The 14,417-nt window shown below is 73.4% G+C and carries 12 protein-coding genes; 4 read left to right on the top strand and 8 right to left on the bottom strand.

Annotated features, from left to right (window positions below; translation table 11 throughout):
• Positions 1–3: 3 nt before the first annotated feature.
• Both E4P39_RS16910 and E4P39_RS16905 read right to left on the bottom strand, forming a co-directional pair.
• Entirely contained in the window at positions 4–1,470 is a 1,467-nt protein-coding gene (locus E4P39_RS16910; protein ID WP_135137748.1) for a MiaB/RimO family radical SAM methylthiotransferase, read from the bottom strand.
• Positions 1,471–1,526: 56 nt separating this feature from the next.
• Positions 1,527–4,007, bottom strand: a complete 2,481-nt coding sequence (locus tag E4P39_RS16905; protein WP_135137747.1) for a DNA translocase FtsK — start codon at positions 4,005–4,007, stop codon at positions 1,527–1,529.
• 89 nt (positions 4,008–4,096) lie between these two features.
• Here E4P39_RS16905 and E4P39_RS16900 point away from each other — a divergent pair, with 89 nt between their 5' ends.
• On the top strand, positions 4,097–6,058 hold the full coding sequence (locus E4P39_RS16900; protein ID WP_135137746.1) for a S9 family peptidase: 1,962 nt from the start codon (positions 4,097–4,099) through the stop codon (positions 6,056–6,058).
• Positions 6,059–6,217: 159 nt separating this feature from the next.
• On the opposite strand, the gene E4P39_RS16895 is transcribed toward E4P39_RS16900, so the two are convergent.
• The 5 genes from E4P39_RS16895 to thyX all read right to left on the bottom strand — a co-directional run bounded on the left by E4P39_RS16895 (position 6,218) and on the right by thyX (position 11,070).
• On the bottom strand, positions 6,218–7,918 hold the full coding sequence (locus tag E4P39_RS16895; RefSeq protein WP_135137745.1) for a ribonuclease J: 1,701 nt from the start codon (positions 7,916–7,918) through the stop codon (positions 6,218–6,220).
• A gap of 13 nt (positions 7,919–7,931) precedes the next feature.
• Positions 7,932–8,831, bottom strand: a complete 900-nt coding sequence (dapA, locus tag E4P39_RS16890; protein WP_209306580.1) for a 4-hydroxy-tetrahydrodipicolinate synthase — start codon at positions 8,829–8,831, stop codon at positions 7,932–7,934.
• A 9-nt stretch (positions 8,832–8,840) separates the two neighbouring features.
• Positions 8,841–9,365: a dihydrofolate reductase gene (locus E4P39_RS16885; RefSeq protein WP_135137743.1), complete on the bottom strand. Its 525-nt coding sequence runs from the start codon at positions 9,363–9,365 to the stop codon at positions 8,841–8,843.
• Between the two features lie 73 nt (positions 9,366–9,438).
• On the bottom strand, positions 9,439–10,242 hold the full coding sequence (locus E4P39_RS16880) for a thymidylate synthase (RefSeq protein ID WP_245159904.1): 804 nt from the start codon (positions 10,240–10,242) through the stop codon (positions 9,439–9,441).
• A 75-nt stretch (positions 10,243–10,317) separates the two neighbouring features.
• Positions 10,318–11,070, bottom strand: a complete 753-nt coding sequence (thyX, locus tag E4P39_RS16875; protein WP_135137741.1) for an FAD-dependent thymidylate synthase — start codon at positions 11,068–11,070, stop codon at positions 10,318–10,320.
• Positions 11,071–11,131: 61 nt separating this feature from the next.
• On the opposite strand from thyX, the gene E4P39_RS16870 reads away from it, so the two are divergent.
• Positions 11,132–11,560: a DUF1232 domain-containing protein gene (locus E4P39_RS16870; protein WP_245159903.1), complete on the top strand. Its 429-nt coding sequence runs from the start codon at positions 11,132–11,134 to the stop codon at positions 11,558–11,560.
• Here the strand turns inward: E4P39_RS16870 and E4P39_RS16865 are convergent.
• A complete protein-coding gene (locus tag E4P39_RS16865; RefSeq protein WP_209306579.1) occupies positions 11,526–12,752 on the bottom strand; it encodes a crosslink repair DNA glycosylase YcaQ family protein in 1,227 nt (408 codons plus the stop codon). The two genes, E4P39_RS16870 and E4P39_RS16865, sit on opposite strands and share 35 nt — an antisense overlap.
• Before the next feature lie 66 nt (positions 12,753–12,818).
• Here E4P39_RS16865 and E4P39_RS16860 point away from each other — a divergent pair, with 66 nt between their 5' ends.
• Entirely contained in the window at positions 12,819–13,412 is a 594-nt protein-coding gene (locus E4P39_RS16860) for a GNAT family N-acetyltransferase (RefSeq protein WP_135137740.1), read from the top strand.
• Complete coding sequence (locus tag E4P39_RS16855) at positions 13,409–14,071, top strand: DUF2461 domain-containing protein (RefSeq protein ID WP_135137739.1); 663 nt, start codon at positions 13,409–13,411, stop codon at positions 14,069–14,071. Before E4P39_RS16860 ends, E4P39_RS16855 begins: the two co-directional genes overlap by 4 nt.
• Positions 14,072–14,417: the final 346 nt, after the last annotated feature.

Raw genomic sequence — 14,417 nt, 5'->3', positions numbered from 1 at the left:
CGGTCACCGCCCGGCCGGTGCGACCGCGGGGACCAGGACCCGGGCGATCAGGTCCACGCCCTCGGTGCCGACGACCTCGGCGGCTACCAACTCCCCCGCGACGGCGCCTCCAGGTACGCCCGCGACCGTCGTCGTCCCGTCGGCGTCGGGATCCTGGTGGGCGGCGTGGCCCAGCCAGACTCCGGGACCCTCGGTGTCCGCGAGATCCTCGGTGAGCAGGACCTCGACGCGCTCGCCGATCCGGTCCTCGGCCCGCTGCGCGGTCAGCTCCTCCACCAGGTCGGTGATCCGGCGGACGCGCGCGTCGATCTCGGCCTGGTCGAGTTTGCCGGTCAGCCGCGCCCCCTCCGTGCCCTCCTCGTCGGAGTAGCCGAAGACCCCGACCGCGTCCAGGCGGCCCTCGGTGAGGAAGCGCTCCAGCTCGGCGACGTCGTCCTCGGTCTCGCCGGGGAAGCCGAGGATGACGTTGGTGCGGAAGCCGGCGGTCGGCGCCAGCGAGCGGGCCCGCTCGATCAGCGCCAGGAAGTCGTCGGTGCCGCCGAACCGGCGCATCCGGCGCAGCAGGGTCGGCGAAGAGTGCTGGAACGACAGGTCGAAGTAGGGCGCGATCCGCTCGGTCCCGGCGATCACCTCGAGCAGTCCCGGCCGCAGCTCGGCGGGCTGGAGGTAGGCCACCCGCACCCGCACGAGGCCCTCGACGGCGGCCAGCTGCGGCAGCAGCTTCTCGAGGGACCGGAGGTCGCCGAGGTCCTTGCCGTAGGAGGTGGAGTTCTCGCTGACCAGCACCAGCTCGGTCACACCCTGGGAGGCCAGCCACTGCGCCTCGCCGAGCACCTCCGCCGGGGGGCGCGAGACGAAGGCGCCGCGGAAGGTCGGGATGGCGCAGAAGGCGCACCGGCGGTCGCAGCCCGAGGCCAGCTTGAGTGCGGCCGTCGGGCCGGAGGCCAGCCGCTTGCGACGCAGCCAGTCGTGCCCGGGGATCGCGGGCGAGTCCGGGGCCGCGGTGACGGCGGTCCGGTCGACGGGGCTGATCGGCAGCAGGGTGCGGCGGTCGCGCGGGGTGTGCGGAACGAGGGGGCGGCCGGCGAGGACGTCGTCCAGGCGGTCGCCGATCGCGCCGTAGTCGTCGAAGCCGAGGACGGTCGCCTCCGGCAGGGCGCCGGCGAGCTCGGAGCCGTACCGCTCGGCCATGCAGCCGACGGCGACCACGGAGGCGCCGGAGTCGGTGGCGGCCAGGATCGCGTCGACCGAGTCCTTCTTCGCCGTCTCGATGAACCCGCAGGTGTTGACCAGGACGGCGTCCGCGCCCTCGGCGTCGTCCACCAGCTGGTAGCCCTCGGCGGACAGCCGTCCCGCGAGCTCCTCCGAGTCGACCTCGTTCCGGGCGCATCCGAGGGTCACGACCGCCACGCGCCGCCCGGTGGGGAGCTGCCCGTCCGACGTGGGGGCAGGGCGGGGCACAGCTGTCACCGGGCCATCGTAGTTGCCCCGCCGCCCGGGGCCGACCGAGAAACGGGGAAGACCGGTCAGGCCTCGCCGCCGCTGCCGCCGCGGAGGACGAACAGGGTCGACTCGAGCTCGTCCGGCTTGATGAGCACGTCGCGCGCCTTGGAGCCCTCGGAGGGCCCGACGATGCCGCGGCTCTCCATGAGGTCCATCAGCCGGCCGGCCTTGGCGAAGCCGACGCGGAGCTTGCGCTGCAGCATCGACGTCGACCCGAACTGGCTGGTCACGATCAGCTCCACGGCCTGGAGGAGCAGGTCGAGGTCGCCGCCGATGTCCTCGTCGACCTCCTTCTTCTCGCCCTGCGCGACCGAGAAGACCTCCTCGAGGTACTCCGGCTCGGCCTGCTTCTTGCTGAACCCGACGACCGCCTCGATCTCGGCATCGGAGACGAAGGCGCCCTGCACGCGCATCGGCTTGCCGGCGCCGATCGGCAGGAAGAGCGCGTCACCCATGCCGATGAGCTTCTCCGCGCCCGGCTGGTCGAGGATGACCCGGCTGTCGGTGAGGCTCGAGGTGGAGAACGCCAGCCGGGACGGCACGTTGGCCTTGATCAGGCCGGTGACGACGTCGACGGACGGGCGCTGGGTGGCCAGCAGCAGGTGGATGCCGGCGGCGCGGGCCTTCTGGGTGATCCGGACGATCGAGTCCTCGACGTCGCGCGGGGCGACCATCATCAGGTCGGCGAGCTCGTCGACGATCGTGAGGATGTAGGGGTAGGGGCGGTAGACCCGCTCGCTGCCGGGCGGGGTGGTGATCTCGCCCTTCTCCACCTTGCGGTTGAAGTCGTCGATGTGCCGCACACCCGTGGACTTCATGTCCTGGTAGCGCTGCTCCATCTCCTCGACCAGCCAGGCCAGCGCGGTCGCGGCCTTCTTCGGGTCGGTGATGATCGGCGTGATCAGGTGCGGGATGCCGTCGTAGGGCGTCAGCTCGACCATCTTCGGGTCGATCAGGATCATCCGGAGCTGGTCGGGGGTGGCCCGCAGCAGCAGCGAGGTCAGCACCGAGTTGATGCAGCTGGACTTGCCGGCGCCGGTGGCACCCGCGACCAGCAGGTGCGGCATCTTGGCCAGGTTGGCGCAGACGAAGCCGCCCTCGATGTCCTTGCCCAGGCCGACCAGCATCGGGTGCGGGTCCTGCTTGGCCGCCGTGGAGCGGAGGACGTCGCCGAGGCTGACCTTCTCGCGGTCGGTGTTGGGCACCTCGATGCCGACGGCGGACTTCCCCGGGATCGGCGCCAGGATCCGGATGTTGTCGTTGGCGACGGCGTAGGCGAGGTTGCGGGTGAGCGCGGTGATCTTCTCGACCTTCACCGCGGGGCCGAGCTCGACCTCGTAGCGGGTGACGGTCGGGCCGCGCGTGAATCCGGTGACCGCGGCGTCGACGTTGAACTGCTCGAGCACGCCGGTGATCGCCTCGATGGCGACGTCGTTGGCCTTGGAGCGGGCCCGCGGCGGGTCGCCGGGGCGCAGGTTGGTCAGCGAGGGCAGCACGTAGTTGCCGGCGACCGGCTGGATGGTCAGCTGCTCCGGCTCGGTGATCGGCGGGAGGTCCTCCGCCGGTGCGGTGCGGTCGACGACCGCGGGCCGCAGCTGGGTGTGCACGGGCGGGGTCGTGATCGCCGCATCGGCGGCCGCGTCGAGCGCACCGAGGTCGACCGGGCCGGTGGTGAGGAGGTCCTCCGAGAGCGACTTCCGGCGGAAGCGGCGGCCCGTCGGCTCGTCCGTCTCCTCGTCCTCGTCCTCGTCGTCGTATTCGTCGTCGTCGTAGTCGCCGCGGCCCAGCACGCGGTCACCGAGCTCGCGGAGCCGCTCGGGGATCTGGTGCACGGGCGTCGCGGTGATGACGAGCAGCCCGAAGAAGGCCAGCAGGGCGAGGAGGACGACGGTGACGATGGTGCCGATCCCGGCCGTCAGCGGGGTGCCGACGGCCCAGCCGAGCAGCCCGCCGGAGCCGTGCTCCCCGTTCCGGGGGTCGGCCGGGGTGCCCAGGATCTGCGCGATGCCCAGCACGGAGGCGATGCTGCAGAGCCAGCCGATCGCCAGCCGGCCCCGCGACTCCGGGTGCGGGCCGCTGCGAAGGAGGCGCAGGGCCGCGAAGAACAGCACGACCGGCAGGACCATCACCATCGAGCCGACGATCCAGCGGACGCCGTCGGCGAGACCCACGCCGACCGGGCCGATGCTGTTGCTCCACGCTGCGGCGCCGAGCACGATCGACAGCCCCAGGACGGCGAGGCCGACGCCGTCGCGGCGGTGCTCGGGGGCCAGCGGTTCGGCCTCCTCCGGCTTGGCGACCGAGCGGGCGAGACCGCCGGCCCCGCGCGCGAGCAGGTTCCAGCCCCCGCTGATGACCCCCCAGAGCCCGGGTGAGGTCTTCTTCTTGGCGGCCGGACGGCGGGTACCGGACCGCTTCGCCGGCGGCCGCTTCCGCGAAGCCGTCGAGCCGGACCGGCCGCGCGAGGCGGCCGGCCGGCGGGTCGACGTGGTGCGGGCAGGCATGCGCCGACCGTAATCGCCAGGACAGCGTTGACGGGGCAAGCGGAGGGACGTGTCCCGCACTGTCGGTACCGGGCCCTAACGTCACAGCCATGGCGAACCCGTCCTCCCGAGGCTCCTTCCCCCACGGCGGCTGGCCGACCCCGATCACCTCCGAGCTCGTGGTCCGCGCCGGCGCCCGGCTCGGCGAGGTGGTCGTGGACGGGGAGGACGTGTGGTGGTCGGAGTCGCGGCCCGCGGAGGGCGGCCGGTCGGTCGTCGTCCGCCGGTCCGCCGACGGCACCGTCACCGACGCGCTCCCCGCCCCGTGGAACGCCCGCACGCGGGTGCACGAGTACGGCGGCGGCGCCTGGACGGTCTCGGACGGGACGCTGTGGTTCACCGAGTTCACCGACCAGCGGCTGTACCGGCTGCCCGCCGGCGCGACGACGCCGGAGGCGGTCACCCCCGAGGCGCCGGTGCGGGCCGGCGTGCGGCACGCCGACCTCACCGTCCTCCCCGAGGGCGGGGTGCTCGCGGTCCGGGAGACGCATCCGTCGGAGCACGGGTCGGCGGCCGACGTCGTCAACGAGATCGTCCGGATCGCACCGGACGGGTCGACGTCGGTCCTGGTCAGCGGTCCGGACTTCGTGGCCGACCCGCGGCCGGCACCGGACGGTGTCACGCTCGCCCATCTCCGGTGGGACCACCCGCACATGCCCTGGGACACCGCCCAGCTCGTCGTACGGGCCGCGGACGGCACCGACCACGTCATCGCCGGCGGACCGGGCGAGTCCGTCGTCCAGCCGGTCTGGGGCGAGGACCTGGCGCTGTGGTGGCTCAGCGATCGGACCGATGTGTGGTCGCTGTACCGCCGTCGTCCGCACGGGGAGGCCGAACTGGTCGTCGACGTGGGCAGCGACATCGCCGGGCCGCAGTGGGTGTTCGGGCAGCGCCGCTTCGCCCTGCTCGCCGACGGCCGGGTCGTGCTCGCCTACGGTCGCGACGGCGCCGATCGGCTCGCCGTGCTGGATCGGGACGGCGGCCTGCGCGAACTCGACCTGCCCTACGCGGTGTTCCGCTACGTCACCGCCCAGGGGACGGCGGTCGTGTGCGTCGCGGGTGGCCCCGCCGCCGAGCCGGTGGTCCTGCGGGTGGACGTCGACAGCGGGGAACCGGAGGTCCTGCGCCCGGCGCGCGACCTCGGGCTGGACCCGGCGTGGTTCGCCCGCCCCGAGCACGTGACGTTCCCGACGGAGGAGCGCGGCACCGGCATCGCCGAGGCGCACGCGTTCGTCTACCCGCCGGCCAACCCCAACGTCGCCCCGCCCGAGGGGGCGCTGCCGCCGCTGATGGTCGTCGTGCACGGTGGCCCCACCGCCGGGGCGGTGCCGGTGCTCAACCTGGAGGTCCAGTACTGGACGTCCCGCGGCTTCTGCGTCGCGGACGTCGACTACCGCGGCTCCACCGGTTACGGCCGGCGTTACCGGGACGCCCTGCAGGGTCGCTGGGGCGTGGTGGACCTCGACGACGTCGTCGCCTGCGCGCGGTTCCTCGCCGATGCCGGCCGGGTCGACCCGGCCCGGATGGCGATCCGCGGCGGCTCGGCCGGTGGGTACACGACCCTCGCCGCGCTGACCATGCGCCCCGGCGTCTTCACCGCCGGCGCCAGCCACTACGGCGTCGCCGATCTCGGCGCGCTGGCGGCCGAGACGCACAAGTTCGAGTCGCGCTACCTCGACGGACTGGTCGCCCCGTGGCCGGAGGGCGCCGACGTGTACGCGGAGCGCTCGCCGATCAACCACGTCGACGCCCTCGACACCCCGCTCGCGGTGTTCCAGGGCGAGGAGGACGAGGTGGTGCCGCCCGCCCAGGCGGAGGCGATCGTCGCCGCACTCCGGAGGAAGGGCGTGCCGCACGCCTACCTGCTGTTCCCCGGCGAGCAGCACGGGTTCCGGAAGGCGGAGAACATCCGCGCGGCGCTGGACGGCGAGCTGTCCTTCTACGCGCAGGTGTGGGGCTTCGGGCTGCCCGAGAGCGAGAACATCCGCCCCATCGAGGTGGTGCGGCCATGACATCGTCGCCCTCCGGACGACACCGCGCCCAGGACATCGTCGTCCTCCGGACGACACCGCGGCCAGGAGCGGTCCCCTGCTGCGTTGAGCCGTTGCGTCGCGCCTGCGCGGACCCCCTCCGGGGGCCCACCGGCACGACAACGGAGCGCCGTCCCCGGCTCAGACCTCGAGGACGGTGGGGATGATCATCGGCCTGCGGCGGTAGGTGTCGGAGACCCATTTGCCGACCGTCCGGCGGATCGTCTGCGAGAGCCGGTGGGGGTCGACCTCGCCGTCCTCCAGCGCCCGCCGGAGGTTGTCCTCGACCAGGTGCAGCGCCCCGTCGAAGGCGGCCGGGTCGTCGGAGAACCCGCGCGTGGACAGGTGCACCGGCCGCACGATCGTGCGCGTCGAGGGCTCGATGACGACGGTCAGCGCCACGAAGCCCTCGTCGCCGAGGATCCGCCGCGCCTGCAGCGACTCCTCCCCCACGTCGCCGACGTTGAGCCCGTCGACGTAGACGTTGCCGATCGGCACGCTGCCCACGATCGAGGCCTTGCCGTCGACGAGGTCCACCACGACGCCGTCCTCGGCGAGGATCACCCGGTCGCGGCGCATGCCGGTCTCCTCGGCCAGCGCGGCGTGGGCGCGCAGGTGGCGCCACTCGCCGTGCACCGGCATCAGGTACCGCGGCCTCGCCACATTGAGCAGCGTCCGCAGCTCGCCGGCGGGGGCGTGCCCGGAGACGTGCACGCGGGCGGTCTCCTTGTGCACCACGGTCGCGCCGAGGCGGGCCAGCCCGTTGATCACCTTGTAGACGGCGGTCTCGTTCCCGGGCACCAGGGAGGAGGCGAGGACGACGGTGTCGCCGGCCTCGATCGTGACCTGGTGGTGCTCCCCGCGCGCCATCCGGCCCAGCGCCGAGAGCGGCTCCCCCTGCGAGCCGGTCGACACGAGCACGACCTGCTCGGGGGGCATGGCCGCGGCGTCGTCGAGGGAGACCATCAGGCCGGGAGCGACCCGCAGCAGGCCGAGATCCCGGGCTACGCCCATGTTGCGGACCATCGAGCGGCCGACGAAGGCGACCTTGCGATGGTGGGTCTCGGCGCAGTCGAGGACCTGCTGGATGCGGTGCACGTGGCTGGCGAAGCTGGAGACGATCAGCCGCTGCGTGGCCCGCGCGAACACGTCGTCCAGGACCGGCCCGATGCTCCGCTCGGGGGTGACGAACCCGGGGATCTCCGCGTTGGTGGAGTCCGAGAGCAGCAGGTCGATGCCCGTGGCGCCGAGCCGCGCGAATGCGCCCAGGTCGGTGAGGACGCCGTCCAGCGGGAGCTGGTCCATCTTGAAGTCGCCGGTGTGCAGCAGTACCCCGGCCGATGTGTGGACCGCGACGGCGAGGGCGTCCGGGATGGAGTGGTTAACCGAGATGAACTCGCAGTGGAACGGCCCGGCCACGTGGTCGTCGCCCGCGGCCACCTCGACCAGGACCGGCTCGATCCGGTGCTCGCGGAGCTTTGCGCCGACCAGCGCCAAGGTGAACCGGGAGCCGACCAGCGGGATGTCGGCCCTCATCCGCAGCAGGTACGGGACGGCGCCGATGTGGTCCTCGTGGCCGTGGGTCAGGACGAGCGCGTCGATGTCGTCGAGCCGGTGCTCGATGACGCCGAAGTCGGGCAGGATCAGGTCGATGCCGGGCTGCTCGGCCTCCGGGAAGAGGACGCCGCAGTCGATCACCAGCAGCCGGCCCTCGAACTCCAGCACGGCCATGTTCCGACCGATCTCCCCGAGGCCGCCCAGCGCCATGACGCGCAGCCCGCCCTCGGGCAGCGGTGGCGGGGCCTTGAGGTCGAGGTGCGGCTGGGTGACCTGCCCGCTCACCAGGCGGCACCGCTCACAGCGAGAGTCCCCCGGCGGCGAGGTCCACGCGCAGCTTGGCGACCTGCTCGGGCGTGGCGTCGACGAGCGGCGGCCGGACCGGGCCTGCGGGCAGGCCCAGCTCCCGCAGCGCCGCCTTGATCATCATGGCTCCCTGGCCGCCGCCCATCACCCCCGAGTAGACCGGCAGCAGGCTCTCGTTCACGGCGCGTGCCTTGACCAGGTCACCGGACTCGACGGCAGCGACGAGCTCGGCCAGGCGGGGCCCGACGAGATGCCCGACCACGCTCACCACGCCGACGGCGCCGAGCGCGAGCAGCGGGAAGTTCAGCATGTCCTCGCCGCTGTAGTAGGCGAGGTCGGTGCGCGCGAGGGTCCAGGCGACGTCGCCGAGATTTCCCTTCGCGTCCTTGACCGCGACGATCCGCGGGTGCTCCGCGAGCCGCACGAGCGTCTCCACCTCGATCGGCACGATCGACCGCGGCGGGATGTCGTAGAGCATCACCGGCAGGTCGGTGGCGTCCGCGACCGCGGTGAAGTGGCGGAGCAGACCGGCCTGGGAGGGCCGGTTGTAGTACGGGGTCACGACCAGCAGGCCGTGGACGCCGAGCCGCTCGGCCGACCGCGCGTTCTCGATGGAGTGCGCCGTGTCGTTCGTCCCCACCCCGGCGACGACGACGGCGCGGTCACCGACCGCGTCGAGCACGGCCTCGAGCAGGGTCTTCTGCTCGGCGTCGTCGACCGTCGGCGACTCCCCCGTCGTCCCGAGGACGACCAGCCCGTCGTGGGACTGCCGGTCGACCAGGTGCGCGGCCAGTTCCTGGGCCCCGGCGAGGTCGACCGAGCCGTCCTCGGTGAACGGGGTCACCATCGCCGTGAGGACGCGCCCGAACGGCCGGGCGGGGTCGGTGGTCATGGGAGGAATCTACCGAGCCTCGCCACCGGCGCCCGCTCCGCCCGCATCGGAGCGCACGTACTCCGACACCGCGTAGCGCAGCCCCGCCGGCATCGACACCGACCATCCCTCGGCCGGGGTCCTGGACGTCCGGACCCAGCCGTCGAGCGAAGGCGCCCACGTGTCGCCCTCGACGAGGACGTCGACGTCGGTGACCACCAGCCGATCGGCGTGCGGCAGGAAGGCCGCGTAGACGGCCCCGCCGCCGATGACCCAGCAGGAGGCGTGCTCGGCGAGCACCTGCTCCACCGACGCCGCCGGCCGGGCCCCGTCCGCGGACCAGCGCCCGTCCGACGTCAGGACGACGTTGGTCCGCCCCGGGAGGGGCCGGAAACGGTCGGGCAGCGAGTCCCAGGTGCGGCGGCCCATCACGACCGTCGAACCCATGGTGAGCCGGCGGAACAGCGCCAGGTCCTCGGGCAGGTGCCAGGGCAACCCGCCACCCGCGCCGATGACCCCGTCGCGCGCCTGGGCCCAGATCAGCCCGACGCTCACGTGCCCGCCCCGTCGGTGCTCGTCGGCCCCGTTCGCGAGGCTGCCGCGGCCTCCGGTGACCTGGCGAGCTCGGTCACACCGCCACGGCTGCCCGGATCGCCGGGTGGGGGTCGTAGTCGCGGACCGTGAAGTGCTCGTAGGTGTAGTCGAACAGCGACGGTGCGGTGGCCAGCTCCAGGGTCGGGAACGGCCGCACCTCGCGGGAGAGCTGCTCGGTGACCTGCGCGGTGTGGTTGCGGTAGATGTGGCAGTCGCCGCCGACCCAGATGAAGTCGCCCGGGGCGAGCCCCACCTGGTCGGCCACCATCCGCGTGAGCAGGGCGTAGCTGGCGATGTTGAACGGCACGCCCAGGAACATGTCGGCACTGCGCTGGTAGAGCTGGCACGACAGCTTGCCGTCGGCGACGTAGAACTGGAACAGCGCGTGGCAGGGCGCCAGCGCCATGTCCGGGAGCGCGGCCACGTTCCAGGCCGAGACGATCATCCGGCGGGAGTCGGGGTCGGAGCGCAGCGTCGAGAGGATCGACGAGATCTGGTCGATCTGGTCACCGGCCGGCGTCGGCCACGACCGCCACTGGACGCCGTAGACCGGCCCCAGCTCACCCTCGGGCGAGGCCCACTCGTCCCAGATGGTGACGCCGTTCTCGCGCAGCCAGCCGACATTGCTGTCGCCGCGGAGGAACCACAGCAGCTCCACGGCGATCGACCTGAAGTGCACCTTCTTCGTCGTCACCAGGGGGAAGCTCTCGGACAGGTCGTACCGGAGCCGCTCGCCGAACAGGCTGACCGTGCCGGTGCCGGTCCGGTCCTCCTTCGGCGTCCCCTGCTCGAGGATGCGCCGCAGGAGGTCTTCGTACTGGGTGTCGATCGCTGCCACGGGCCTCAGACTACGGGCGGCCGCTGACTGTTCGGCAGTGCTGCGACCCATCCGCACCACGGGCCTCCGGAGGGCTCAGCCCTCGGTCACGAACGGGCTGGCGGCGACCTCCGTGCCGTCGGCCAGCGCGCTGATCCGGAAGTCGCCGAACACGTTGCCGGCGACCCGCTGCAGCTCGCGAAGGCAGGCGATGGCGAGCTGGCGGATCTCGACGTCGGCGTGCTCGCTGGCCCGCATGGCGACGAAATGCCGCCAGGCGCGGTAGTTGCCCGTGACGACGATGCGCGTCTCGGTGGCATTGGGCAGCACCGCGCGGGCCGCCTGGCGGGCCTGCTTCCGTCGCAGCGTGGCGTTCGGGACGTCGGCGGAACGCTGCTCCAGGGCGCTGAGCAGCTCGGTGTAGGCCGCGACCGCGGCGCCGGTGGCGGCGAGGAACCGCTCGTGCAGCTCGGGATCCTCGGCGATGACGGCCGGCTCGACGATCGCGGCGTCCCGCTCGGGCACGTACCGCTGGGACAGCTGGCTGTAGGAGAAGTGCCGGTGCCGGATCAGCTCGTGGGTGAGCGACCTGGAGACGCCGGTGAGATACATGCTGACGGTGCCGTGCTCGAGAACCGAGAGGTGGCCGACCTCGAGGATGTGCCGCAGGTAGCCGGCGTTGGTGGCCGTGGCCGGGTTCGGCTTGTCCCACGACTCATAGCAGGCCCGCCCGGCGAACTCGGCGAGCGCCTGGCCGCCGTCGGCGTCGGTCTCCCACGGCACGTCGGCCGGCGGGGTGAACTGCGTCTGCGCGATCACCTGGACCTGGAGCGGCACGATCTCTGGCACGCCGGCGAGCGTACGGCGGCCGACGAGCCGCCTCGGCGCGGACGCCGGGCAGACTGGCGCCGTGGACCTGCTGGGACCGGTGCTCGCCGTCGTCGGCGGCCTGGTGGTGCTCTGGCTGCTGCTGCTGGCGCTGCTGTGGCGGGCCCGGCCCGACGAGCTCGGCGCGCGGGAGGCGCTGCGGCTGCTCCCGGACGTCGTCCGCCTCGTGCGGCGCCTGGCGGCGGACCGCACGCTCCCCCGCGCCGTCCGGATCCGGCTGTGGCTGCTGCTCGCCTACCTGCTCTCCCCGGTCGACCTCGTGCCGGACGTCGTGCCCGTGCTCGGCTACGCGGACGACGTCGTCGTCGTCGCCTGGGCGCTGCGGTCCGTCGTGCGCCGCTCCGGCGCGGAGGCCCTCGCCCGGCACTGGCCCGGGCAGCCGGCCGGGCTGGCGGTCGTCCACCGGCTGGCGGGCCTCACCCCGCGAGCCGGCGGCCCACCACCCGGCTGAGCTCGGGTGCGAGGTCGCCCCTCTCGGCCACGGCGACGTCCGCCAGCCCGAGCCAGTCGGCCATCAGCCCCAGCTCCTCGGTCAGCGCCGCGGCGACGAGCGGACGGTCCGCGCCCTCCTCGGCGTGGGCCGCCTGGACGCGGAGCACGCCGGCCTGCCGGTCGGCCTTGAGGTCGACCCGCGCCACGAGCTGGTCGCCGAGCAGGAACGGCAGCACGTAGTACCCGTGAACGCGCTTCGCCGCGGGCGTGTAGATCTCCAGCCGGTAGCGGAACCCGAAGATCCGCTCCACGCGCGGCCGTTGCCACACCAGGGAGTCGAAGGGGCTCAGCAACGCCCGCGCGCGGATGCGCCGGGGTTGCCGGGCCGCAGGGTCCAGCCAGGCCGGGCCGCCCCAGCCGGGCACGTCGACGGGCAGCAGCTCCCCGGCGTCGGCGAGCTCGTCGACCGCGGTCCGGGCCGCGGCGGGCCGGAGCCGGAAGTAGTCGCGCAGGTCCCGCTCGGTGGCCACCCCCAGCGCCCGGGCGGCGGTGCGGACCAGCTCGCGGACGGCGTCGGCCGAATCCGGCGTCGGGATCCGCAGGACGTCGGCGGGGAGCACCCGTTCGGTGAGGTCGTAGACCTTCTCGAAGCTGGTCGTGCGGTGGGTCGCGGTGATCTCGCCGGTGAAGAAGAGCCACTCGAGCGCGACCTTGCCGGGGTGCCAGTTCCACATCGTCCCCGGCCGGTCGGGCTTGGGCTCGGCGATGTCGCCGGCCTTCAGCGGACCGTCGGCGCGCACCCGCTCCAGGACCTCGGCCACGTACCCGGGTTGCTCCCGCTGGAGGCGGACCATGTTGCCCCAGGCGTGCTCCTCGGCCGCCGCCATCCGCCAGCGCAGGAACGGCTGCAGCCGCACGGGCAGGAACGACGCCTCGTGCGCCCAGTACTCGAAGACCGCATGGCGGCGGGCGGTGAGCTCGTCGAGCGCCGCCCGCGGGTAGCTCCCCAGCCGGCTGAACGCCGGCAGGTAGTGCGAGCGGGACAGCACGTTCACCGAGTCGATCTGCACCACCGCCAGCCGGTCGGTCATCCGCCGCAGCTGTCGGGTGCCGACGGATCCGCTCGGGCGCGGCTCGGCGAACCCCTGGGCGGCCAGCGCGATGCGCCGCGCCAGCCCGGCGGGCAGCCGTTCGGCGGCGGGAGCACTCACGGGCGCCGATCCTGCCTGCCCGGTACGACGTTCGTCGTCCCTGGGCGGTCCGCTTACGCTGCCCGGGTGAACCCCGAGGCGACGTTCCCGCGCATCACAGGCACGGCGGACGTCTCCGTGCGGCCGGCGCGACCGGAGGATGCCGCCGAGATCGCCCGGGTCCAGGTCGTCACCTGGCGGACGGCGTACCGGGCCCTCCTTCCCACGGCGGTGCTCGACGACTGGGACGCCGAGGCCGCGACCGCCTCCTGGCGCGCGGCCGTCGCAGCTCCGCCCACGCCGGGCCACGGCGTGCTGGCGGCGCTGGAGCGGAACAGCGTCGTCGGCTTCGCGGCCTTCGGTCCCGCCGAGCTGGCGGCAGGCGAGGCGAGCGACCCCGCCGGACCGACGGCCGAGCTGTCCACGCTCCTGGTGGAGCCCCGCTGGGGACGCCGGGGGCACGGCAGCCGCCTGCTGGCCGCGGTGGCCGACGTCGCCCGGAGTGGCGGCGCCGCCCGGCTCCAGGTCTGGCTGCCGGAGGCCGACGCCGTCTCGGCCGGCTTCTACGCCTCGGCCGGCTGGGCGCCCGACGGGTGGGCGCGCACCCTGGACACCGGCGGCGCCGAGCCGCTGCGCGAGATCCGCTGGCACGCCCTGCTGGACGACGAGGGCCCGGCGTGAGCTTCGAGGGGTTCCCCGACGAGGGGCTGGTCTTCTACGAGGGCCTGGAGGCCGACAACTCCAAGACCTACTGGCAGCGCAACAAGTCCGCCTACGAGACGCACGTCCGGGCGCCGCTGCTGGCCCTGCTGTCGGAGCTCGCCGCCGAGTTCGGTCCGGCCAAGGTCTTCCGTCCCTACCGCGACGTGCGCTTCAGCCACGACAAGACCCCCTACAAGACGCACCAGGGCGCCGTGATCACCCCGGAGGGCCGGGGGGCCGGCTCCTGGTACGTCCAGATCTCCGCCGACGGCCTCACCGTGTCGGGCGGGTGCTGGCGACTCGAATCGGATCAGGTCGCCCGCTACCGGCGCGCGGTCGCCGATCCGGTCCAGGGGCCGCGGCTCGAGCAGGAGGTGGCCCGGCTCGCGCGCGGCAGCTGGTCCATCGAGGGTGAGCGGCTGACCCGGGTGCCGACCGGGTACGCGGCCGACGCCGAGCGACTCGAGCTGCTGAAGCACAAGTCCCTGCACGCCACGAAGAGCTGGGAACCGCAGGACTGGCTGCACGAGCGGCGTGCCCTGGACGAGGTGCGGACCGCCTGGCGCGATCTGCAGACGCTCAACGCCTGGATGGCCGACAATGTCGGGGCGACGACGAAAGAGATCCGCCGCCGCTGAAGCACCCGCTTTCGGTACCGAAAGCGGAGGGGTGGGGAATTTCCGCGCGGAGAGCCCCTTCGGCGGGCCTGGTCCGGGGGACGCCGGGGCTTCCGCTTTCGGTACCGAAAGCGGAGGGTGGGGTCTTTCCGCGCGGAGAGTCCCGCCGGGGCGCCCCGGAGAGTCCTGCGTGGGGCCCGGGGGGGATTCCCGGGAAGTTCCGTCGGGGTGCCGTGGTCCGGGCATGCCGGAAGGGGCCCCAGCACAGTGTGCTGGGGCCCCTTCGGGAATGGTTGTCCGGCGGTGTCCTACTCTCCCACCCCGTCTCCAGGGCAGTACCATCGGCGCTGAGAGGCTTAGCTTCCGG

Source organism: Blastococcus sp. CT_GayMR19 (assembly GCF_004570385.1).
Classification (GTDB): Bacteria; Actinomycetota; Actinomycetes; order Mycobacteriales; family Geodermatophilaceae; genus Blastococcus_B.
The sequence above is the reverse complement of the archived record's forward strand: the minus strand, read 5'-3'. Positions and strand labels throughout refer to the sequence as shown.